Genomic DNA, 22,322 nt, shown 5'->3' with positions numbered 1-22,322 from the left:
CTTTAACATTTTTAAAATTAATACGACAACTTAAGTCCGAATAATACTGTTTTTATCATATAACCTGCGTTGTATGTATTATTTAATCCGGTTTCAGGGTCTGGACCAGCATAATCGGTAAACGTAAAAGGATTTTGAAAATCTAGAGTTAATCTTAAGCTAGACATTTTTAGCTTGTCCAACAATGCTTCTGAAGCATTATAACCTAGACCGATGTTCCCGATTTTTACAAAATCATAACTTGTGTAATAATTATCTCCTGTTGAAGCATAATACGCTGCGGGGTATTTTGCATCTGGATTGTTAGGCGTCCAATAATCCAGATTTACCTTATTAAATTTTGCTCGGTCGTTTTGCCAAGGTGCAAAGTTATTATAAAACTCAGAGTGTCCGTAAGTGCCTTGTCTGGTGTACATTTGTACGGATAAATCCAAATTCTTATAGGCAAAAGTATTTGTCATACCTCCAATCCAATCGGGTGATATGGATCCAATTACAGTGTTGTCATCTTGATTTAAAACACCATCGTTATTAAGGTCCGCATACTTCCATTGACCGGGAAAAGCATTGTAGCTATGTGCTTCAGCAGCTTCATCCAATTGCCAAATACCTGTTATTTTGTAACTGTATATGGCATCTACAGGTTCTCCTATTTGGCGTACTCCATGATTTCCGTATGGAAGTTTGTCTATACCACCATCAAGCTCTAAAATTTCATTTTGGTTCCGTGCATAGTTTAAACTTGTAGTCCATTTAAAATTTTGTGTCTGGACATTGGTGGTATTTAGGGTTATTTCAACACCTTTGTTACTAACAGATCCGTAATTACCAATTGCAGTGCTATATCCTGTTATTGCCGATAAGGTTTTGCCTAAAATAGCATCCACAGTTTTTTTATTGTAAACTTCCAGTCCTAAGCGTACTCTATTGTTGAGTATACCTAAATCTAAACCAAAGTTATACTCCTTAGAACGTTCCCATGTTAAATCATAGTTGGCCAGTCCTGCTACTTGCACACCGTTTAAATGGTCACTTCCATAAACATAGTCGGCTCCATTTAAAAACGCCAGTGACTGGTATGGTTGAGCCACATTGTCATTACCTGACTCACCATAACTTAAACGTAATTTAAGATTGCTTAACCAATCTACATCTTGTAAAAAGTTTTCCTCGCTGGCTTTCCAAGCAAATGCGGCCGATGGGAAGAATGCCCACTCATGTCCAACAGCTAGTTTGGAAGATCCATCATACCTACCTGTAAAGGTGAATAAATATTTATCATCTATACTATAGTTTAACCTACCAGCAAAAGACGACAGGGTTTCTTTTTCATAGTCAGTGGCGTAATTATATACATCCAGTCCGGCAGCAGTATTATAAAATTTATAGGCATCGGTATCAAAGTTCCGAGTTTCAATTTTACTGCTTTCATCTTGTCTATAATATACGGAAGAAATTAGGGTAGTTTTTAGGTTATGACCTTCAGCAATATCAAAATTTAGATCTACAATATTATCCCAGGAATAAGAAGTATTAAAAAACGCATCATAATATTGGCGTGTACGAGGTGCTTCATTTCTTGCCGATTTTGTAAGCAAGCCGAATTGCTGCCCATGTCTTACAGTTCTTAAATTAGGCGCGAACTGTGTTTTAAAGCTTATCCATTTTGCAGGTTGATACTGCAAAAACACATTGGCAATTACGTCCAAAGTTCTTGTGTTATTTAACCATGCATCTTCATAAGCTTCATAAAACGGGTTTGTAAAACGTCCATCCTGATCGTCAGGAAATAGAATGAGATTGCCATCCGGGTCACGAGGATTTACTGTAGGTGACAAACGCAAGGTGCTTCTAAACAATTCATTACTACCGGTTTCACGTTCTGATAGTGATAAATAAGCCTTTAAACCTACCGTGAATTTATCGGATACTTTTTTGGTTATAGAAGTATTTAAGTTATAACGATCGAATTTCTCAATTCCCATGACCCCTTCATTACTCAAGTAACCTATAGATCCATTATATGTCAATCCATTACGACCACCCGACATACCTAAATTATGACTGGTTTGAATACCAGTTTTTAGATAATCGTTTTGCCAATCGGTATAGCGGCGGTTGGCCACATTATCGGCTTCTTCATTTGACGATCTAAATTCGTCTGAAAAATCTACAGGTGTATTGTTGTAATCGTCTACCGTTGGGTAATACGGTGTGTTAAAATCAAAAAGGCCTTGCCAGTTTCTACTTCTTATAACATCTTCAACAAAACCCACAAACTCATCTCCATTATACATATCTGGTTTATTGGCTACTGAGTTGATACCTACAGTAGTCTCGTATGTGAAAACCGTTCTTCCTTCAACACCATTTTTAGTAGTAATAATTACCACACCATTGGCACCTCTAGATCCATAAATTGCCGTGGCCGAAGCATCCTTTAAAATGTCTATTTGTTGGATGTCAGCTGGGTTTAAGATGTTTATGTCATCAAAAAACACCCCATCTACCACATATAATGGACTGGAAAGGTCGGTTGCCAGGTCATCATTTAGTCCATCGCGTGTTTCATTAGTATTCTGTATAACGGTATTACCCCTAATATCTATTGATATTGGTGCCCCGGGCTTGTTATTATTGGCCCTCACATCAACACCAGCAACACGCCCTTGCAGTGCCTGACTAATATCAGTTTTTTTCTGCTCGGTAATTGCCTGTGCATCCAAAGAAGCTACTGCTCCTGTTAAATCGGTTCTTTTAACAGATCCGTAGCCAATAACAACTACTTCTTCAAGACCTGTAGCATCTTCTACAAGTGTAATGGTGTAGGAAGAGGAACCGTCCAATTTTACTTCCTTGCCCACATATCCTATATAGGATATTACCAACACCGCATTGGTGTTGCTTACCGATATGGAAAAATTTCCATCAAAGTCCGTCACTACCCCATTGGTGGTGTTTTTTACCACTACGTTGGCTCCGGGGAGCGGAACATTTTGTTCATCCAATACCGTTCCTGTCACAGTGGTTTGTGCCCAGGAAACCGTTGATACGCCCATCAATAAGACAAGCAATAAAGATTTCAGTTTGTTCATATTACATTAGTTTGTTAATTATTAAGGGCTAAGCTAATGTTAAGAAAACGTGAAGGGATGGACATATTTCCCAAAAACATGGATAGAATTGTCAAAGCCCCGTATAATGGTGTGTTAGCAGCCTATGTATATTGGAAAATAGGTTGCTATTGGATTGAAAATAGACCAATTACGATGTTACATAGGTGGCATACAACCCACTTTTTAAGAATAATTGGAAATATAAATCGGTAAAAGAAGGTGCCTTTTGCCATTACTTTAAATCCCGTTTTAAGACAAAAAAAATACCTCCAAGCCAAATTGCTTAGAGGTATTTTGTATCATTATTTTGTTAGGATGAATTATATAACCCTGCTAAAAGAGGTTAAATAGATACTCCAATTGGCATGGACTAACTTTAGGGGTCTATAATTTTCTTAACCAAATATTTCTGAACTGTGTTTTATTCCCATGATCTTGGAGGGATATTACATCATCTCCATGGGCCGAAGGATAGTTGTGTAGTCCAATATAGTAGGTTATTCCATTAATCACCGTATTGTTCTGGACCAAAACACCATTATGCAATACGGTTATTCTAGCTTTGGCATCCAAACGACCGTCTTCCTTAAATCGGGGCGCCGTATAAATAATGTCGTAGGTATTCCATTCCAACGGACTTTTCATAGCATTCACCAATGGAGCCTCGTCCTTATAGATACTTGCTGCCTGTCCGTTACGGTAAGTTCTGTTGTTGTAGGAGTCCAAAATTTGAAGTTCGTACCTATTTTGCAAAAACAATCCACTATTGCCCCTACCCTGACTTTCTCCTTCAACCACATCCGGAGCACTAAACTCCAAATGTATCTGACAATCCCCGAATTTCATTTTGGTGCTTATACCACCAGACCCTGGCACTACTTCCATATGGTTATTGTCAACAATTTTCCATGGTGCCGGCTTTGAATTATCTTTTTGACTTGTCCATTGATCCAAATTTGTGCCGTCAAATAATATAATGGCATCAGACGGGGCATCCCCTAATTTTTTTGCTGGAACCACAACTTCAACTTCCGGCTCCCATATTTCTGTCATTTGAGCTTTCATAGGCATTGGGGATACTTCTGGAGGGGTACCACCTTTGTTTTGAGCTATCACTTGCATGGATAACACTGCCGCAAATAGGCATAGGAAAGAAGTCTTTGTATTCATGATTTTTTGGTATTTTGATTTTGGTTTAATAGTTATAATAAAAAATAAATATAGGCATAATGCTTCATTTTATCAGGAAAGTTGATTCTTAATGATTTCGGCCATTTTGTTGGCACGGGCCGCAACTTCATTTTCCGACCAACCCAACTTGATTAAACAGGATATATTTCTACTGACATATTGATCGGACTTGGAGAAATCTGAAGTGCTATAGTTGGGAAGTCCGTCTTTAATCTCTTTGGAAAAACTATTCAAGCCTTGCAAATCCTTTAAATGATCCCATTTTCTGTAATAATGCCAATTATTGTCGAACCAATAAAAGCAGGCATCCACGCCATTTTCAGAAAAAGCCTTGATCGTCTTTCTAGCTATTTCTTCCGTAGGCAGATAGAAACTGAGAAAGGAATAGTTCTCAACACCGTTTTTTGGTACCCGCCTAAAGATAATTCCAGGGATTTTTTCCAAGGCAGAACGTATGATGGAATAATTTTTTTTCTGGGTGGCTATAAAATCGTCCAAACGTTCAATTTGTGCCAGACCAACCGCAGCATGTAGTTCTGAAATCCTATAGTTATACCCAAGAATGGGATGGTCCTCCGCTCCCCTATCCTTTCCAATATGGTCATGACCATGATCGGAATATTGGTCGGCACTTTTATAATATTCTTTGTTATTGGTAATAATAGCGCCACCTTCCCCACAAGTAATAGTCTTTACATAGTCGAACGAAAAACAACCCAAATCTCCATAACTGCCCAATGGTTTGCCCTCATAACTGCCACCAATGGCCTGACAGGCATCTTCCAGAAGTATTAGGTCATGTTTGTCGCATATTCTTTTTAGGGCTGACAGGTCTGCCATGGAGCCGCACATATGCACAGGCATCACGGCTTTGGTTTTACTGGTAACGGCCTTCTCAACTGCTACGGGATCTAAGGTAAGTGTATCGTCCACATCTACTAAAATGGGAATAGCACCAACGGAAAGGACCGCTTCAAAACTAGCAACAAAGGTAAACGTGGGTAAAATAACTTCGTCCCCTGCCCCTACCTTTCCACAGGCCAAAGCAACTGTTAAGGCGGCGGTACCACTGCTCACCAATTGTGCGTGATTGACTTGCATTCGTTTTTCCAGGGCCTGTTCCAATTCCTTAGCTTTCCAATGACCATTCCTCATGCCATCAAAACCATACCGCATCAATACTCCTGAATCCAAAACCTCGTTTACTTGTTCGCGTTCCTTGTCTCCAAAAAGTTCAAATCCTGGCATATCTTAATTCTTAATTATTAGGTTATTAAATTGATTTTTTTTGAGATTGGATCAGGGTATATGAATGATGCTTTCATCCAAGTCCCTACGTACTTTTTTTAGGGACGCGAACATATCATCCGTTGCCCTATATCCAACGGGAAGTACTAAGACCGAAGTCAGTTTTAGTTTATCCAGTCCCAATAGTTCATCGTAAGACTTAGGTACAAATCCTTCCATTGGACAGGCATCGATCTCCTCCAAGGCACAAACGGTCAGAAGGGTTCCCAATGCCAAATAAGCCTGATTCGTGGCCCAAACCCTGACCTCCTCAATTTCCTTTTTGGAAAAGGTTTCAATAAGGGCGCCCTTGAAAGGATCAAGTATTTCATCTGAAGTATTTCTAATTTGCTGTACCCTGGCAAAGTAGTCATGAATAAATTTCTTATCAATTTGCTTTTCAATACAAATAACAAAAACGTGCGATGCCTGTGCCACCTGCTTTTGTCCATAGGAAAACTCAACCAATTCTTTTTGCAGTTCCTTATTTTGAACTACTAATAATTTAATGGGTTGTAATCCATAAGAAGTGGCCGTTAAGTTAAAGGCCTGCTTAAGTTTTTCCAGCTTATCCTCCGTCAATATCTTATCGGCATTGAACTTCTTTACAGCATAGCGCCATTCCAATTTCTTGATAATATCCAAAATATATTTTCTTTTAATTAAAAAACCATAGTTTAATGGACATGAAAATGACTACAATAATCAGTAGGATTTTCACGATTTTGTCTCCTTTATCTACGGACCATCTGCTGGTTAACCATCCCCCGAGTGTCTGTCCTGAGGCCAAAGTTAAGCCTATTTCCCAATCCAACTTACCGTTCAACCCGAAAAGTATTAAGGCTGCACTGGTGTACACTACCATAACCACAGCCTTAATGACGTTGGATTTCATTAATGTAAGGTGATTGATCGTCGACAATACCAATAAAACAAAAATACCGGTTCCGGCTTGTATGAAGCCACCGTAAATACCAATAAAGAAAAAGGAGACTATGGCCCAAAATTGTCGTTTTCCCGTAATTATTTCTTCAAAATCATTAATGCGTATTCTGGGCTGTATAAGCATAACAATAACTATAAGGACCATTACAATGGCCAATATCTTATTAAAGGCGTTTTCATTAATATCTATGGCCAGTTTGGAACCAATTAGCGTACCTACCGTGGCTACTACGGAAAGATACAAAATAAACGGACTGGCTATTGTCTTGCCCTTACTCTTATAACCGGCAACATTGGCAATACCTTGGGTAAGGACGGCTATCCTGTTGGTGCCGTTGGCAACACTGGCAGGTAAGCCTAGAAAAATCAGGATGGGCAATGTAAGAAGGGAGCCACCGGCAGCCAAAGTATTTAGCGCACCAACTGCGAGACCTACCAAAGCCAAAAGTACATAATGGTACCATTCTTCCATTAGGCAAAAGTAAGTTCTTGGAAAGAATCTAACCTAATTTAAATTCTGAAATAAAAATTGCATTTTCTTTTAAAAAGAAAAAAAAGGTTTCTATATTTGCACCCGCTAAGGAGAAATGGCAGAGTGGTCGAATGCGGCAGTCTTGAAAACTGTTGAGGGTCACACCTCCGGGGGTTCGAATCCCTCTTTCTCCGCTGGGAATTGCGCAAATTCCACCAAAAGCCCGTAAACATTATGTTTTCGGGCTTTTTTAATTTTCCAAAATATCAAATAAAACCATAAAATATCATAAAAAAGGTGCGGTATTCGGTGCGTAATTTTTAATTTGATTTTACGCACCGATTTAGCTGTAATTATCTAAATAACAATAGTTTGTAAATGTTTTTTTAAAATTAAATTATTAATTTTAACTATCATTTTAAATACGCACCTATGAAAACAACATTTTCCGTACTTTTTTATCCAAGAGGTAATGATGTGGATAATGAGGGCGAAGCTCCTGTTTATGCTAGAATTACAGTTAATGGTAAGAGGGGTGAATTCAGTATTAAGCGTAAAGTACCATTGGCCAAATGGAATGCGTCCGCAGGAAAAATGAAGGGTACCACACAGAAAGTTCGCGAATTGAATGCCTATATGGATAAGATACGTTATCGAATTTACCAAATTTATGAGAGTCTTCTAAATAGCAATGATCCAATTTCCGCTGATTTAATAAAGAATATTTTTTTGGGAAAAACAGACAATGAGAAAATGTTACTGAAAATTTTCCAGGATCATAATGATAAGATTGCACAATTAGTAGGTAAGGAATATGCCCCTGGAACTATAGAAAGATATTGTACGGCCAAAAAGCATGTGGAAGAATATATTAATAAAGAGTATAAAGTAAAAGACATTCCAATCAAGAAGGTAGACCATGCCTTTATAGATGGCTTCGAGTATTATCTAAAAACAGAACGTGATTGCGCCCACAATACGGCCGTTAAGTATATCACTAATTTTAAAAAGATTGTTCGCATAGCTTTTGCGAATGATTGGATTCAAAAAGACCCTTTCCTTCATTGGAAAGGCAGATTAAAAATTGTAGACCGTGAATTTTTAACTGAATCGGAAATTCAACTGATGTTGGAGAAGGAAATCAGCAATGCCCGACTCGATCAGGTTAAGGATATCTTTCTTTTTTCATGTTTTACCGGATTGGCCTATTCTGATGTCAAAAAGCTGTCCAATGACAATGTTGTCTTGGGGATAGACGGTGAAAAATGGATAAAAATAAAAAGATCCAAAACGGACACTAGGAGCAATATACCCATTTTGCCATCTGCACAGGCCATTATCGATAAATATGCGGAGCATCCGGCCGTGCTAAATGGAGACAGAATATTGCCTGTGTTGAGCAATCAAAAAATGAATGCCTATCTTAAGGAGATAGCTGATCTCTGTGGCATTAATAAAAATCTTACCTACCATTTGGCCAGGCATACATTTGCCACAACCGTAACCTTGACCAATGGTGTTTCAATTGAATCCGTTAGTAAGATGTTAGGTCATAAGTCGCTGAAAACCACCCAACATTATGCTAAAATATTGGATAGAAAGGTAAGTGATGATATGAAAATGTTGAGGAAGAGATTAAATTTTAATAACTAGATCTAATATTCTGTTTGATTTGATTGGCCTTTTTCAATTTCTATTTTGAAAAGGATTGCTCCAGTATATCACTCATTATATTTTAGGGTGTAAATACCTCGAGATGGATTTTCTAAAATCCCCAGGTTTTTCAATTGGGAGATATAGACTAAAATAGAACTTATCTTCATTTGAGGGTAATCTTGCAATATTCGGTCAATCAGCTGATTTTTGGTCAGGATCTTTTGTTCCAGAAAGTAAGATTGTACCCTTAGTTGAAATAAATTGTTCAAAATCAAACATTTAAAATACACGGTACATAAAATTACAGACAATTATAGAATAATTGTATAATTATTTTGGGTTTTGAACGTATTTGCAATTGGCAATAAAAAGGCCACTGTTTAACGATTGAGTTAGTTTTAGTATTAAAAAAGAACTTTTTGGAGTACGCAATAGCTATATTTGGTAAACATAAGTTAAGACTTGCAAAATAGGTTATTAAGCAAATCTATTTTTACAATTTAAAAGAGGACGTAGGGGTGCGTCCTCTTTTTTATTAAATATGATTGCTTTTGCAATCCTGAATATGGTCTAAAATTGGTCCATTGGATATAACGGGGTTGGATATTTTGAGCTTTGATTTTCTTTATAAACTATCATCCTCATGAATTTTGTTATTGAAGCGTATAATTAGCTCTTCCAAAAACCTTGTTTTACTATCCTTTCTACTTTTTATCTCCGCGTATGTTTTATATATGTTGTCCAATCGGATATTGAACAAATCTTCAAATGCCGTTGCAATACCTTTTATATCCTCCTTGCCATGGTTAACCGCGGAACTGGAATAAAGTGCATATATCAACTCAGTTAACGCCGCCTTTGAGGCACTCCAAACCAAAGTTTTTTTAGGTTTTCCTAGCTGTAAGGCTTTGTGCTTATGTAATTTTAATTGATTTATTCGCTCCTGAAGGTAAATGATGAATTTGTTCATTCCCTTTATCCTTGCCCAGAGCATATCATGTGAAGTAAAGAACTTAGGATCCAAATAACATGATTCAGGTAGGGAATAGAGAGGAAATACTTGATTGGACCGTGTAAAGTACTGAATATCCAAGTATGTGAGTTCTTGTTCCATGTAATGGACAAAATCCCAATTTCTATTGAAGAATTTATTGATTCGTTTAATTTTCTTTTCCAAGAAGTTCAATTGATTTCCAAGACCAATCTTGGGCATCAATAGCTCACATGATCGGACTTCGCTAAAATAAACCAGATGGCTTAGAGGTTCCGACTTTACTTTTTTAAAGAAGTATATTTCTTCCTCAATGGACTTAAAGCCATTCTTTTCCACTATTTTTTTCAACAAATAAAGGGCATTATTGCTTAGATGAATTCCTTCATTGCTTTTTTTGAGATCAATCCTTTTACTTGGTATAATTTCCTCTAGTTTTTGAAAATAGCCATCAATAATGTGTTTGAATCGGTTATCCATCCTACTAACTTTTTATGGTATGTTGGTGAATAGCAATTCAGAAGATTCAGTTCTGGTTTAAATAATTTTGTGGGGCGTTTTATTTTATTTAACCACTGTTTTCAAGTATCCCAACCAATTCAAGGTTGTAATTGTCCTTGGACTGTATGTAGGAAATCTGTGATATTGTTACTGCTCCTAGCTTTCTTTTTTCGAAGGCTGCGGTCATTCCAAATAGAATCTCTCTATATCCCAACTCCCCTGCCCTCTTTATAGTTTGGTACAACAATTGACGATAAACTTGATGAACTTTTGCATACTCATAATCCATTCCAATAAAGGATGGAATATAGGCCCTTGCAATATTCTTATAGCAAAACATTACACCTACTACTGGTTCCCTGGCATCCTTGGAGTAACCGGACCTTAGCTTAAGAATAATGAATTCCCAATTTTGGTGGTCGCTCATATATTTGAATATTTTTTTTGGAAATGGGAAAGTGTTTAAACCAAGGTTGTTTTGTCTAACGTTTTCTAACAGCTTAAAAAAAAGATTGTATTCACGGGGTTCAATTGTATTTTTTATCTCTATGTTGAACCTTACTTCATAAGGCTTGATATCCTTTCTAAAGTGACTTCGTGATCGTTTGGATAGATTTGATATGTAGCTTGGACTGTCTTTCCATATAAGGTTTGATATTCTGCTGGAATCCGGCATTGAGACTTGAATAAATCCAAGATTATGGAAAAACTCATGGAGCTTTTCATCTTTAATAAAATCCCGGAACACCACCATTTTAGAATTCAATTTACTATCCAATTTTTCCAGTTGATCCATCAGGCTGTGCAATGCTTCATGCCAAAGTGGATGGGAGGTGTCCAAATACAAGTGATTACCTTCAGTGAACAGGGAACCCATCCCAAGAACATTGGAAGTCAAATAATAGGGGTTTTGCTGTCTTATTTCCTCCACCTTCTTTGAGACCGATTCGGAAGCCAACATATCATCCTTCCAAAGGGAGTAAGTAAAAAAGGTGGCCAATATGGGTTTATCCATGAGGTCTCGAACAATGTAATAATGAAATTTCCAATTTTCTTCCTTCTTTTTGTTCTTCGAAAAAACAGATTCCAAAAAGTGTAGTCCCTCCCAATCGAAAATGCCATTACCACCTAACAAGGTATTCCAGTCATTTTTAGGTATTTTTGAAATGCTATTGGCAAATTGAGTGTTAAGCTTAATTTTTGGTTTATTATTTATTTTTTCAGTTTCGTTTAGGGGAAGTTTAAAAGCTGATCTTACCTTAGCATCATTGGTGTAAGTTGCTTCCAATGCACGCGGATAATGATATTGCATGGCTTCCACCAAACCTTTGATTTCTTCCTTCTGATTGTGCCGAGAAATGGTTATTCGCACACCGGTATTCTTCACCGGTACGGCTGGGAACAATCCTAAATTGACAAAATAGCCCTCTTTCATCATTCGGTTTACAAAATTATAGCCGGTGACAGGCATCCCTGTACCAATGTAGAATACGGGTGAATTATTCTGTTCAACAAGAGGTAGGCCAGATTCTGAAAGAAGCGTGTTAAAGTACTTTACACGTTCCATAAGATCGGCCTGTAATGAATAGATTTCGGGAGTCAAATGTATATCTGCGGAAGCAATCGCGGCAGCGACTGACGCCGGTTCCAATTGAGCCGAAAAAGTCAAGGGTCCACCAAAATTTTTAATTTTCGCGTACATTTTGCGATTGGAACATGTAAGTAACGAACCACTTGCTCCAAAAGTTTTGCTTAAAGTTCCAAAAAGTAAGACCTGTTCGGGAAGTTCTTTTAAATTATCGAGCACATATCCAGTGCCGTTCTTACCGATCCAACTCATTCCGTGAACATCATCAAAATAAAGGTGTAGTTGGGAATATTTATTACAAAGCCCCATAAGTTCCATTACTGGTGAAACATCGCCAAACATAGAATAGACTCCGTCTGCCATGTACCATATTTTCTTATGTTTGGAAGAAAGTTTTCTAATTCTATCTTCCAGCATTTCAAGATTATTATGCCTGATCATATCAATTGGAATGCTCCTCGATTTTAGAAGTTTGGCAGCGCTTTGTACGCTCCAATGGACTTGATGATCCAATATTATAGCATCTTGATCGTCAACAGCGCTTGGAATGACACCGATATGGCCTAAGGTGCTATTTTTAGTAATAATAATAGGGTTAGAGTACATTTCTGTAACCTTTTCCTCCAAGGTCTTGTACAACGGGTGTGAGATATAGGTTTTAGAAAGTGGAAATTGTGTTCCATATCTATTAATGGCATCCACTGCGGCTTTTTTCAACCTTGAGTCTTGTTCCAAACCTAAGTATCCGGTAGTTCCGAAATGGAACATATCCTTTTGTCCTACCTTGATATGCCTACCGGTAAACTGGTCACCTTCTGCATAAAGGTGTAATATGCCCTGTCGTTTGGCATCATTGAATACACTATCCACGGTATCAAGAAAATTATTGGGTTTTATCTTTGCCATTTTAACTTGGTTTATGTACGCTGCAATAGTCCTATTATTAATTTTAGATATATAAAGTACACAAAATCAACAGTGTAAAGCTTCTTCAAATGGTCTTGATACCGAATAAATCCTTTATAGAACATTAATAATCCCTTACAGATAAGTTCTAAAGCATTTTATCGATAATCCTACAAAATTTGTATAAAAATTATTACTTTGAGTGGCATTTTTGAAAAGTTACCATGGAAAATAGTTTCGAAAATGAATATGCTGAGTATTATATAGATAATGGAGTTGTCCGATTTATTTACAAGCAAAATTTAACTATTCAACTGGCCGGTGCCATGGAAATAGTGTCTGATCGTTTACAACTTCAGAAAGGTAAGGCCTATCCCATACTCTGTGATATTCGAGGAATAATAGATATAAGTAAAGATGCCAGAAGATATTTGGCAACTGAAGGCTCGTCACTCACAAAAGCTGTGGCCTTTATATCAGATAATCCCTTATCCCAAATTTTGACTGACCTATACCTATTGGCCAATATGCCCCCTATACCCACTAAGGTGGTAAGCAATGAGTTGGAAGGAATGGAATTTCTTTCCGAATTTATCGAATAAATGAACGTACTAAATTATAATTGAATCCATAATTAATAAATATAGAAGGGTAATTAAGTACCATAGCCCATATATTCATGGAAAATATAACGTACAATGGCAGGCTTAACAAAGTTTTTCAACTGTTGATCGAATTATCAAGGGGTAATTTCTCCTATCGCCTGGAACGATCGGATAAGCGGGACGAGCTGGAAGCACTTTCTGCAATGGTGAATATAGTAGCCGAAGAAATAAAGGATTCCTTCTTACATCAAGGGTATGTTAATATGCACGACTCGTATATGCATATGGTGCAAATGATTTTTTTCTTGGATGACACCTTTAAGATAACTTATATAAATCAAGATGTAACTAAATTATTACACTGGGAAAATAGTGAGCTACTAGATCAACCTATGGTTAATCTACTTGAAAAAAAATCGATCCTAAAATGGGTCGATTTAACAAATTCATTAGGTAGTGACCAGGATTTTGAAAGTGAAATGCGACTGGTGTTTAAGACCAAAACGGATTTGCAACTTCCTGCATATTGTAAGATGGTTGACCTTCCCCAAGTGGAAAACTCCATTGTCAGGTATATGCTAATATCATCGGATATTATTAAAAACACCAAACTGTACGAAAGAAAACTGCAATCTAAAATATTAAAACAAATACGACTTACTAAGCACAAACATCCTGTAGAAGAAAAGTCTTTTTTAAATATATCCGATTTGGAAACTTTTAGGGCCATAGGAAACTTTCTCAAGAATAATCTAGATAAGAATGCACCATCCCTTCAGGATTTGGCCCATGAATTTGGAACCAATGAATATAAATTAAAGAAAGGTTTTAAGGAGTTGTTTGGTATGACAGTGTTTCAGTTTCTAAAAAATGAGCGGCTTAGAAATGCACATGTTTTGGTAAAAAGTTCCAATGAACCCTTTAAGCGCATAGCTCGGCAAAACGGATTTAAGAACGCTACTCACTTCTCACGGGAGTTCAAGGCTAGGTATGGGTACACTCCCAGAGACCTTAGAGCTAACTCTTGACCGTGTTACTTACTTAAAACTAATCCTTTTCAGAACAGTTATTATCCCAGACAGATAAATCAACCAGCTTAATTTTATACCATTCAATATCAAAACGATTCAAATGATATGAAATGGTATCAAAAGTATAGGGAGACAATTGTCGAGGTCATCTGTTTGTTATTCATTACCCTCTTTGCTTATGCCGGAATCACCAAACTCTTGGAAGGGCATCTGTTCTATGATAACTTCAGAAACTCCCCAGTGCTTGGGGGCAAGGCCATGGCATCCTTGGCCTCTTGGGCCGTACCATTGTCGGAACTGGCCGTAGCCCTTTTATTGATTTGGAAAAAAACCAGATTGATGGGACTCTATGGGGCAGCAATCCTAATGCTCCTCTTTACCGGCTACACCCTGGCCATTGTATTTTTTGCCCCCTTTAGGCCCTGTTCCTGTGGGGGTGTTATCTCCCTCTTGTCATGGGAACAGCATTTGGTGCTCAATGCGATATTGCTCCTATTGGCCCTACTGGCCATATGGTACTCCCCCAAACATAAAAAAAATTCCATGGGACAAGATCCATCAAAGCCCGTAGATGGCCATGGGGTCTAAACATTAAATGTAAAATAATGAAGATATTTTGTTGCAACAGAAGCAGGGGGAAGACCGAAAACCTGTACAAAAGAGTAGGCACTTATTATTAATTAAAATTATATTATCATGAAAAAGTTAAAATTGATATTACCGATGTTGGCATTTATTTTTGCCATTGCACTGTCATTTGCATTCACCAATTTGGACGACGAGGCCAATAATGATTACATTCTCAGGAATGGTCAATGGGAAGCCATTACCGAGGTGGATTGTGGAACGGGCACCCAACCTTGTGAAGTCACTGTGGGCGGGGATGGTCCTTTTGAAGTCTATGATGAGAAGAATCATTCTACTCAAAAGACGGGCAACGGCACCCTTATTATTCTGCCCTAATTAGGCAATGTTATTAACCTTGGCACACAGCGGAAAACTCCGCTGTGTGCTTTTGGTTTCGATCATAAATATTGCAACTATAAATCCTCTCCCATAATAAACTCATATTGGTCATTCGCATCAAAAAATTCATTCGAAAACTCTACAATATCTTTGAAACTAATAGATCTTATATAGGTTTCCATTTCTTCGGGATCCGTCCAAGGTATATTGTAGCGGTATTGATCAATGGTTTTTGATAACCTATATTCCGGGTTTTCCGATTTGTTGGCGTCATATTTTGCGCACAAACGCTTATACACACGATCAAAAAGCTCTTCCTTTACCTTACCCTTCCTTATGTCCGTAAAAATTTGTCGACATTCCTTTTGTAATTTTTTCCATTCCTCTGGTTCGCAATCCACTTTTATACCAACGTCATATCGGGACATTTCTTTGTTGTATTTGCCATAACCTTCTATATGATAAATAGAGTAACCTTTCTCAAATCTCAAGGCCCAAGCCAACTCCCATACCAAGGCTCCCAATAATTCAGTTTTGATCTGTTTCCTCCAATTTACATTGGCCTTAGCGTCTTTAACGAACATTATGCTATACAGGATATTGTTTCTATTATATTCCGAAGGGACAGGAAATGTCTTAAGTATTGGCCCTTTGGGCAGATGGTCCCGAGCAAATGATTTAATATTACTTTGTCTGGATCCATATTTATTCGGAAGATTTCCCAAATATTTTTGTAGTAATGGAAGTATTTTATCCTGGTCAAAACTTCCACTGATCAAAAAGGTAAAATCCCTGGCATTTCCAAAGAGCTTTTGATAGTTCTTATATGCCTTTTTAAAGCTTGTATTCCTAGTGCCATTAAAATAATGTGTTCCATCCACTAAAGCCGTTGGCCAACCGGCAACAAACTCCTGTATATAGTTATTAAAATCGGTATATGCTAAGTTATATGTAGGGTCGGAATACGATGCATTTACCATTTTCATCCAGTCCAGATTGGCATCCTTATCTTTTCTGGCTTGCGTGTAATATAAATAGACCAATTGCAACATACTTTCCAGGCCATCCAACATTGTTTCACCCCTAATGCCTGATTCCTGGGATTTCACATAAGGTGTAACCCATTGTACTCCCTTATCGGAAAGAAATCTATTTATCTCAAATTTATCAAATTTACCTACCCCCGCGTTTAAAACAATCCTTGGTGCACTAATAGCGGAATAGTATTCCTCTTCCGGTAAAAAGGATGCTCCAACAGTACTGAACCCATGCAGCTTAATCTTATCTTCCTTGACATCGGAGGATGGGGTATTGGGCAGTAATACTATCCTTACCCCGTTGTCCAATATGAACTCAGAGGCCCCGGAATCTGTTTTTCCTTTAAACATATATCCTTTTTCCCTTAGTTTGGCAATCTTGCTATCATTGATCAATTTTGAAGGTATCGTGGGTAGGATATATGGTCCCTTTGGAGTGTTGATTGCCGTATTGATCCATGAGCGCACTTTCTCTTCCGTGCAGGACAGCATTTTGTTGCCTGAAGGGGCAATTATCCCAATATCCTGCGGCATTCCAGTAAATAGTTTTGTTACCAGAACATTGAAATCATTTAAAGAAAGTTTACGAAGCCACTGTTCCACAGAAGAAAGTTTATTGGAAGGCAATGGTTCTCCCAATATATAGTGATCCCGAATTTCCTTGATCCAATAATCCGCCAAGTGAGCGGGTTCAACTGACAATTTTTTAAGTTGCCTGGCCTTCTCCCCTTCCCATTCCAAACCAGTAGCTCCATATTTTTGAAACTGGCCAACGATTTCCATAGTTCTGGCTATGGCCTCCATTTCCTTTCCATTTTCAGTTATGATATTTGCCATGAAACAGGAGGGTACACTTTTATATTCCTTTGGGTCCCAAGCCAATGCTCTTAAGCCATTATTGTAATTATTGTTCAACGCTTCAAATCGACTATTCATAATTCCAACAATCGATTTCCACAATAGTTTCTTCGTAATTTCTTCAAAATTGGTTGTGCTTGATCCATCCGATCTATCCCGGTAAAACAATTGGAATTCTGTTGTTTCATTAGATTCTGCATCAATGGAATCGGGCTCCAACCCAACTACAGCAAACTGGGTAGGACTATTAAGATAGAGCGAATCGCAGTTGGGAGACTTTCTGGGGTTACTGGAAGGCTTAATACTTGCAAACACGTCACTGATCCGTTCTTCAAGGCCAACCACGTTCTCAATATTGCCTACCACGCAAACAGCCATTAAATCAGGTCTATACCAATCCCTGTAAAAACGCCTTAGTGCTTCTGGGGAAAATGTTGCCATATGCTCAAAAAAGTTGCTTTCGTCCTTTTTGCAGGGAAATAACCGGGCATATAGTGCTGAGTGCACAAAAGATGCATTTACGTTAGGTTCGGCCCTGAGTATAGTTTCCTGCTTTAGGGCACCTCTTTCTGAATCTATGTCCTTCTTGTCCAACCTTAGACCAGTAGCGATATCCCTAAACCATAACAATCCGGTTTCCAATGATTTTTTGTTGTTTGGATTGGCATTGAATACATAATTCACCGATTTATCCCCTGCATTTGCATAAAAGCCACGGCCTATGGCATCAATTCCTATTTCTTGTACAAGTTTAGTCTCGTTGGCAATTCCCAATGGAAAATGTTCACTCCCTTTAAAAGCCATGTGTTCTAGGAAATGGGATAGGTGCAACTGATCACTATCCTCACATTCATAACCGGCCTTGACATAAAACCGCAAATAGGTTTTGACCTGGGGTTTATCTAAGGATTTTATGTAATATGTGAATCCATTGGGTAATATACCATGCCTAATGCTATTATCTATAGAGGAATCATCTATCTTATTTGGCATGTAGGATTGTGCCTTGGTGGTACTCAAGGAGTGAAGAACCATTGTAAGAAGTAAAACGAACTTTAATTTTACGTACTTCATTTTAGCTATCATTAATAGCCAGGATTCTGACCAAGATTAGCATTTTTTAAACGTTCCTGTTCAGGAACGGGATACAACACATCCGTATCCTGCCACAATGATTTTTTTGGAGCTAATACTTCCGAAGTATTTTCTGTCCGTTTTAGATCCAACCAACGATGCCCCCATTCTGTAAACAGCTCAATTCTTCGCTCGTTTAATATCAATTCCAATAAAATCTCTTTAGTTAAGGTCGGATCCGTTTCTAAAATAGCTGGAATATCTGCTCGACTTCTTATGCTATTTAGGTCGGCGATTGCACCGGGAAGATTGTCCAACATTGCCCTGGCCTCTGCCCTTATTAGATATTGTTCGGCCAACCGAAGGACCATGGAATATTCCGTTAGATTGTTGGTACTGTTTCTATCCTTGTATTTATAAGGATAGTAGGCATTGATTCCTTCATGTAAGTCTATCCAGTGGGCCAGCCGTTTGTCCTGGGATTCAAATGACCCCACCAAATCATCGTTCAGTTTTAATAATGATGCCGAAGGAGATGTTGGGTGGATAATAAATATGGCCCCTTCATTGGTCTGTGTTGAAGTATCCCCGTTGCCCACAGGGGACAATTGCCAAATTGCTTCCCTGCTATTGGCCAGGAAGACCTCATTCAAATCCTCCAATATTTCAAACCTACCGGTTTCAGATATTACCTGACTGCTCCAATTTTCGGCCGCTGTCCAATTTTGTTGGTATAGGTTTACTCTGGACATTAGGGCCATAGCGGCAAAACGATTTATATATGTTCTTTCCCCCTCTTTGTAATCGTCTGCCAAAACCCCTATGGCCTCTTGAAGATCCTTCAGGATTTGACCGTAAACTTCCTCTTTCGAATTACTGGCGGCCCGAGCGTTTATTTGGTATTCAGTGGACAGCAGTAGTGGTACCGGGCCATAAAGATTCACCAAATAGAAATAGGAGAATGCCCTAACAAATTTTGCCTCTCCCTCCAATTGTATACGGATTTCCTCGGTCAAATCTTTCGAGTTTTCCAAGCCCTCCAATATAGAGTTGGTCATATAAATAATATTGTAGGCACTGGACCATACCTCCAGGTTTCTTGTATTGGATGGCATTATTTCATTTTCTTCAAATTCCGTATAGGTTAGATTGGTTATACTTAAACCAGTACATTCATCAGCGGACAAACTTGCCAAGGCCGTAACACTGTTTTGCCATCCGCCGCTAAAGGTTGCACGAACCAACTCGTTATAAATTCCCTTCATTGCGCTTATGGCCGTCACATCGTTGTTAAAAACTACTTCACTGACTATTTTTAGATCGGGCGACTCCAGTTCAACGAATTCTTCACAGGAGGCAAAATGGCAAAAGAAAATGATCACCATAAATTGCTTGATATATACTTGTGTTTTCATAGGGTTTATTTTAAAAATTCAGTTTTATTCCACAGGTGATCGTACGCAGTGCGGAAAACTGCGTTCCGCCAACTGGCATTTCAGGATCCAGGCCACCATAATTGCTGATCGTTATTAGGTTCTGTCCATTCACAAAAAGTTGGCAAGCACTTAGCCCAACTTCTTTTATTATATTAGGAGGTAGATCATATCCAACAGAAAGGGTCTTTAAGCGAATAAAGGAGGCGTCCGTATAGGGAAAGGAGGAATTCTGAGCATTGGAATAGGCAATCAGTGCCTGTATGGACCGGGAAACTTTTTGGAATTTGCTTCCTTCTTCCAAGGCCTCCACCACCTCCTGCCGCTGCATACTTAGGTTTCCTGCATTGAACATATGCAGGCTTCCTTCCTGCTTAACAAATTCCCACAAGAAATTCAGGTTAAAATTTTTGAACCCTATACTGTTGTTTATACCTCCAAAATATTGTCGCCCCAAATCCTTGATAACAACACGGTCTTTATAGTCCAACCTATTATCCCCATTGATATCTGCCATCTTATAAAATCCGGTTTGTGGATCCAGACCATCGTATTGATACAAAAGTGCAATGTTCAACGGCTGGTCTACCCTATACGTATTTGCGTGAGAGGATTGTTCAATATCGGGATAGCTTAATAGTTTGTTCTCGGGGAAACTTATATTCAGAGAAGTCTGCCAACGTATCACCTTGTTCTTTATGTTCAGCGTGGTAAGTCCTACCTCCCACCCGGTGTTCTGGACTGTGGCTGGCAGGTTGGCCTGTACGGAATTAAAGCCCGTCATGGCCGGCAAAGGATATCCTACCAATTGGTTGGAGGACCTGTTGCGATACCAATTAATTGCTAAATTGATCCTATCCCTTAGAAATCCAAGATCAAGGGCCGCTTCCAATTTCTTGTTCTCTTCCCAAGAATAATCGGTATTCGCCAATTGGGTGGGATACAGCCCACCAGGGCCTGGCGTGGGTTCGTAAGTATCCAGATAGCCGTAATCCCCTATCTGATCGCTTCCTGTAATACCGTAACTTCCCCTTAGTTTCCCAAAACTCAAAAAGGACGCTTTATCCCGTTTCGAGTTCTCATTGGCAAATATCCAGGCTCCGCCTATGGCCCCAAAATTCGCGAAACGTTTTCCAGGGCCAAAACGGGAGGAACCATCCCTTCTGCCAGTGAAATTCAGATAATATTGTTGGTCCCAATTAAATCCCAAGCGGGCAAAAATGGCATGGTACCTATAGTCTATATTTTCATTGGATCTTACAGATACGGCACCAGCCGCCCTTAGGTTGCCTATTTGGCTTTCGGATACATAGCCGCTTGCATTTATGGAGAGATTATCATTGCCACTTTGTTGAAAGGTGGTTCCTATCAAGGCATCTATGCTACCACCCAAAAATTGGCTTCTATACAATAATTGTGGTTCTATTATCCAAGATTTTCTGGTGAACTGGAGGTGCTCGGATTGGTGTTCTAGAAAACTCCATGCCGGGTTATAGGATTTTTTTGGGTACTTGACTACCTCCCTACTATTAAAATTGGTATACCCCAAATTGGCCTTAAGGCTCAAGCCTTTTGCAAGTTGATAGGTGATGCCCATATTGCCTACCAAATGGTTGGACACGGTTGTGCTTGAATTGTGAAAGCCCATTAGAGGGTTGTTTTGTCCCACATCGCTCCATTCTTCCCAGTGGAGACTGCCATCCTCGTTAAACACAGGAGGAGCATTGGGCGGTACTTTTAACCCCCCAGTGGTCAGGTTGACACTTCCGACCAGGTGATTGGTATCCGCACCATAATTAACCGAAAGATTAATGGCCAGTTTCTGGTTTTCCGATACGTGGTTTAAATTAAGGGCAGTGGTGGCCTTGTTGTAGTCATAATCTCCCGGAAAGACCGTCCCTTGATTGTGATAGGACCCACGGAGACTATAATTGGTAGAACCATTGCCCCCAGAAAAGGACAGGTTGAGATCGGTTACTGGTGCAACCCCGCCAAAAAATACATCCTGCCAATCGGTTTGGCGATCCTGGTCCCACACCACAAGGTCATAAGCATTGAAGCGGGTAGCTTCTATGTCATCATTTTCAAAGGCCATTTTTCTAATCTTTAGGTATTGCTCCGTATCCAATACGTTAACCCTGTTCGGGACGCTTGACATTCCGGAGTAGGCCTGGGCTTCAACTTTGGTGCCTGACTGTCCTCCTTTTTTAGTGGTGATGAGGATCACCCCATTGGCTCCCCGAGAACCATAGATGGCGGTAGCATCTGCATCCTTAAGGACCTCAATACTCTGTATATTGGAAAGATTCAACATATTCAAGGGATCGGCTCCGGGTCCAAAATTGCCGATCAATGAATTGCTTCCTATGGGAGTTGAATTAATGGGAACCCCGTCTATGATATATAGAGGAAAGTTGCCTTCCGACCGCAAACTGTTGGTACCACGTATACGAATGGTAGAAGCCATTCCCGGCAGGTTTCCGTTGGGCACCACCTCTACCCCTGCCATCCGGCCCTGTAGGGCCTCCAACGGACTTACGATGGGCTGTAGTTCTATTTCCTCGGTCGTTACCCTACTGATGCTGCCGGTGCGTTCCTTTTCCTTTACCGTATAGTAACCGGCATTGACCTCCACCTCTTGAAGCTCGGTGACCTCGGACTTCAT

The 22,322-nt window shown here is 39.0% G+C and carries 15 protein-coding genes and 1 tRNA gene; 6 read left to right on the top strand and 10 right to left on the bottom strand.

From position 1 onward, the window contains the following. Positions 1-17: 17 nt before the first annotated feature. The 5 genes from MWU82_RS15740 to MWU82_RS15720 all read right to left on the bottom strand — a co-directional run bounded on the left by MWU82_RS15740 (position 18) and on the right by MWU82_RS15720 (position 7,011). Entirely contained in the window at positions 18-3,095 is a 3,078-nt protein-coding gene (locus MWU82_RS15740; RefSeq protein ID WP_247097108.1) for a TonB-dependent receptor, read from the bottom strand. Between the two features lie 405 nt (positions 3,096-3,500). After that, positions 3,501-4,286 carry a DUF1080 domain-containing protein gene (locus MWU82_RS15735; protein WP_247097107.1) on the bottom strand — a complete coding sequence of 262 codons (786 nt, stop codon included), beginning with the start codon at positions 4,284-4,286 and terminating at the stop codon, positions 3,501-3,503. Between the two features lie 72 nt (positions 4,287-4,358). Next, complete coding sequence (locus tag MWU82_RS15730; RefSeq protein WP_247097106.1) at positions 4,359-5,555, bottom strand: DegT/DnrJ/EryC1/StrS family aminotransferase; 1,197 nt, start codon at positions 5,553-5,555, stop codon at positions 4,359-4,361. 51 nt (positions 5,556-5,606) lie between these two features. Next, on the bottom strand, positions 5,607-6,239 hold the full coding sequence (locus MWU82_RS15725; protein WP_247097105.1) for an NAD(P)H-dependent oxidoreductase: 633 nt from the start codon (positions 6,237-6,239) through the stop codon (positions 5,607-5,609). Between the two features lie 13 nt (positions 6,240-6,252). Then, complete coding sequence (locus MWU82_RS15720) at positions 6,253-7,011, bottom strand: sulfite exporter TauE/SafE family protein (protein WP_247097104.1); 759 nt, start codon at positions 7,009-7,011, stop codon at positions 6,253-6,255. A gap of 109 nt (positions 7,012-7,120) precedes the next feature. Between MWU82_RS15720 and MWU82_RS15715 the strand changes: the two genes are divergently transcribed. Beyond that, a tRNA-Ser gene (locus tag MWU82_RS15715) sits at positions 7,121-7,205 on the top strand. A 238-nt stretch (positions 7,206-7,443) separates the two neighbouring features. Beyond that, on the top strand, positions 7,444-8,664 hold the full coding sequence (locus tag MWU82_RS15710) for a site-specific integrase (protein WP_247097103.1): 1,221 nt from the start codon (positions 7,444-7,446) through the stop codon (positions 8,662-8,664). Positions 8,665-9,292: 628 nt separating this feature from the next. Here MWU82_RS15710 and MWU82_RS15705 read toward each other — a convergent pair. Together MWU82_RS15705 and MWU82_RS15700 are read right to left on the bottom strand one after the other, a co-directional pair. Continuing rightward, a complete protein-coding gene (locus MWU82_RS15705; RefSeq protein ID WP_247097102.1) occupies positions 9,293-10,138 on the bottom strand; it encodes an RteC domain-containing protein in 846 nt (281 codons plus the stop codon). An 88-nt stretch (positions 10,139-10,226) separates the two neighbouring features. Continuing rightward, positions 10,227-12,653, bottom strand: coding sequence for an aminotransferase class I/II-fold pyridoxal phosphate-dependent enzyme (locus MWU82_RS15700; protein ID WP_247097101.1), 2,427 nt, complete (start codon positions 12,651-12,653; stop codon positions 10,227-10,229). 224 nt (positions 12,654-12,877) lie between these two features. On the opposite strand from MWU82_RS15700, the gene MWU82_RS15695 reads away from it, so the two are divergent. The 4 genes from MWU82_RS15695 to MWU82_RS15680 all read left to right on the top strand — a co-directional run bounded on the left by MWU82_RS15695 (position 12,878) and on the right by MWU82_RS15680 (position 15,252). Continuing rightward, positions 12,878-13,255: a hypothetical protein gene (locus MWU82_RS15695; protein WP_187588466.1), complete on the top strand. Its 378-nt coding sequence runs from the start codon at positions 12,878-12,880 to the stop codon at positions 13,253-13,255. 77 nt (positions 13,256-13,332) lie between these two features. After that, positions 13,333-14,286 carry a helix-turn-helix domain-containing protein gene (locus MWU82_RS15690; RefSeq protein WP_247097100.1) on the top strand — a complete coding sequence of 318 codons (954 nt, stop codon included), beginning with the start codon at positions 13,333-13,335 and terminating at the stop codon, positions 14,284-14,286. Positions 14,287-14,394: 108 nt separating this feature from the next. Continuing rightward, the gene (locus MWU82_RS15685; protein WP_247097099.1) at positions 14,395-14,877 is read left to right on the top strand and encodes a MauE/DoxX family redox-associated membrane protein; all 483 of its coding nucleotides are present in this window, start codon (positions 14,395-14,397) and stop codon (positions 14,875-14,877) included. Positions 14,878-14,985: 108 nt separating this feature from the next. Continuing rightward, positions 14,986-15,252: a DUF6520 family protein gene (locus MWU82_RS15680; protein ID WP_247097098.1), complete on the top strand. Its 267-nt coding sequence runs from the start codon at positions 14,986-14,988 to the stop codon at positions 15,250-15,252. A gap of 77 nt (positions 15,253-15,329) precedes the next feature. On the opposite strand, the gene MWU82_RS15675 is transcribed toward MWU82_RS15680, so the two are convergent. The 3 genes from MWU82_RS15675 to MWU82_RS15665 form a co-directional block, all read right to left on the bottom strand. Next, positions 15,330-18,224, bottom strand: coding sequence for an insulinase family protein (locus tag MWU82_RS15675; RefSeq protein ID WP_247097097.1), 2,895 nt, complete (start codon positions 18,222-18,224; stop codon positions 15,330-15,332). 11 nt (positions 18,225-18,235) lie between these two features. Then, on the bottom strand, positions 18,236-19,639 hold the full coding sequence (locus tag MWU82_RS15670) for a RagB/SusD family nutrient uptake outer membrane protein (RefSeq protein WP_247097096.1): 1,404 nt from the start codon (positions 19,637-19,639) through the stop codon (positions 18,236-18,238). A gap of 10 nt (positions 19,640-19,649) precedes the next feature. Further along, positions 19,650-22,322, bottom strand: a 2,673-nt coding sequence (locus MWU82_RS15665; protein WP_247097095.1) for a SusC/RagA family TonB-linked outer membrane protein, incomplete at its 5' end; no start/stop codon positions are given.

Source organism: Arenibacter sp. S6351L (genome assembly GCF_023016025.1).
GTDB lineage: Bacteria > Bacteroidota > Bacteroidia > Flavobacteriales > Flavobacteriaceae > Arenibacter > Arenibacter algicola_B.
This window is presented reverse-complemented; position numbering and strand designations above follow the sequence as displayed.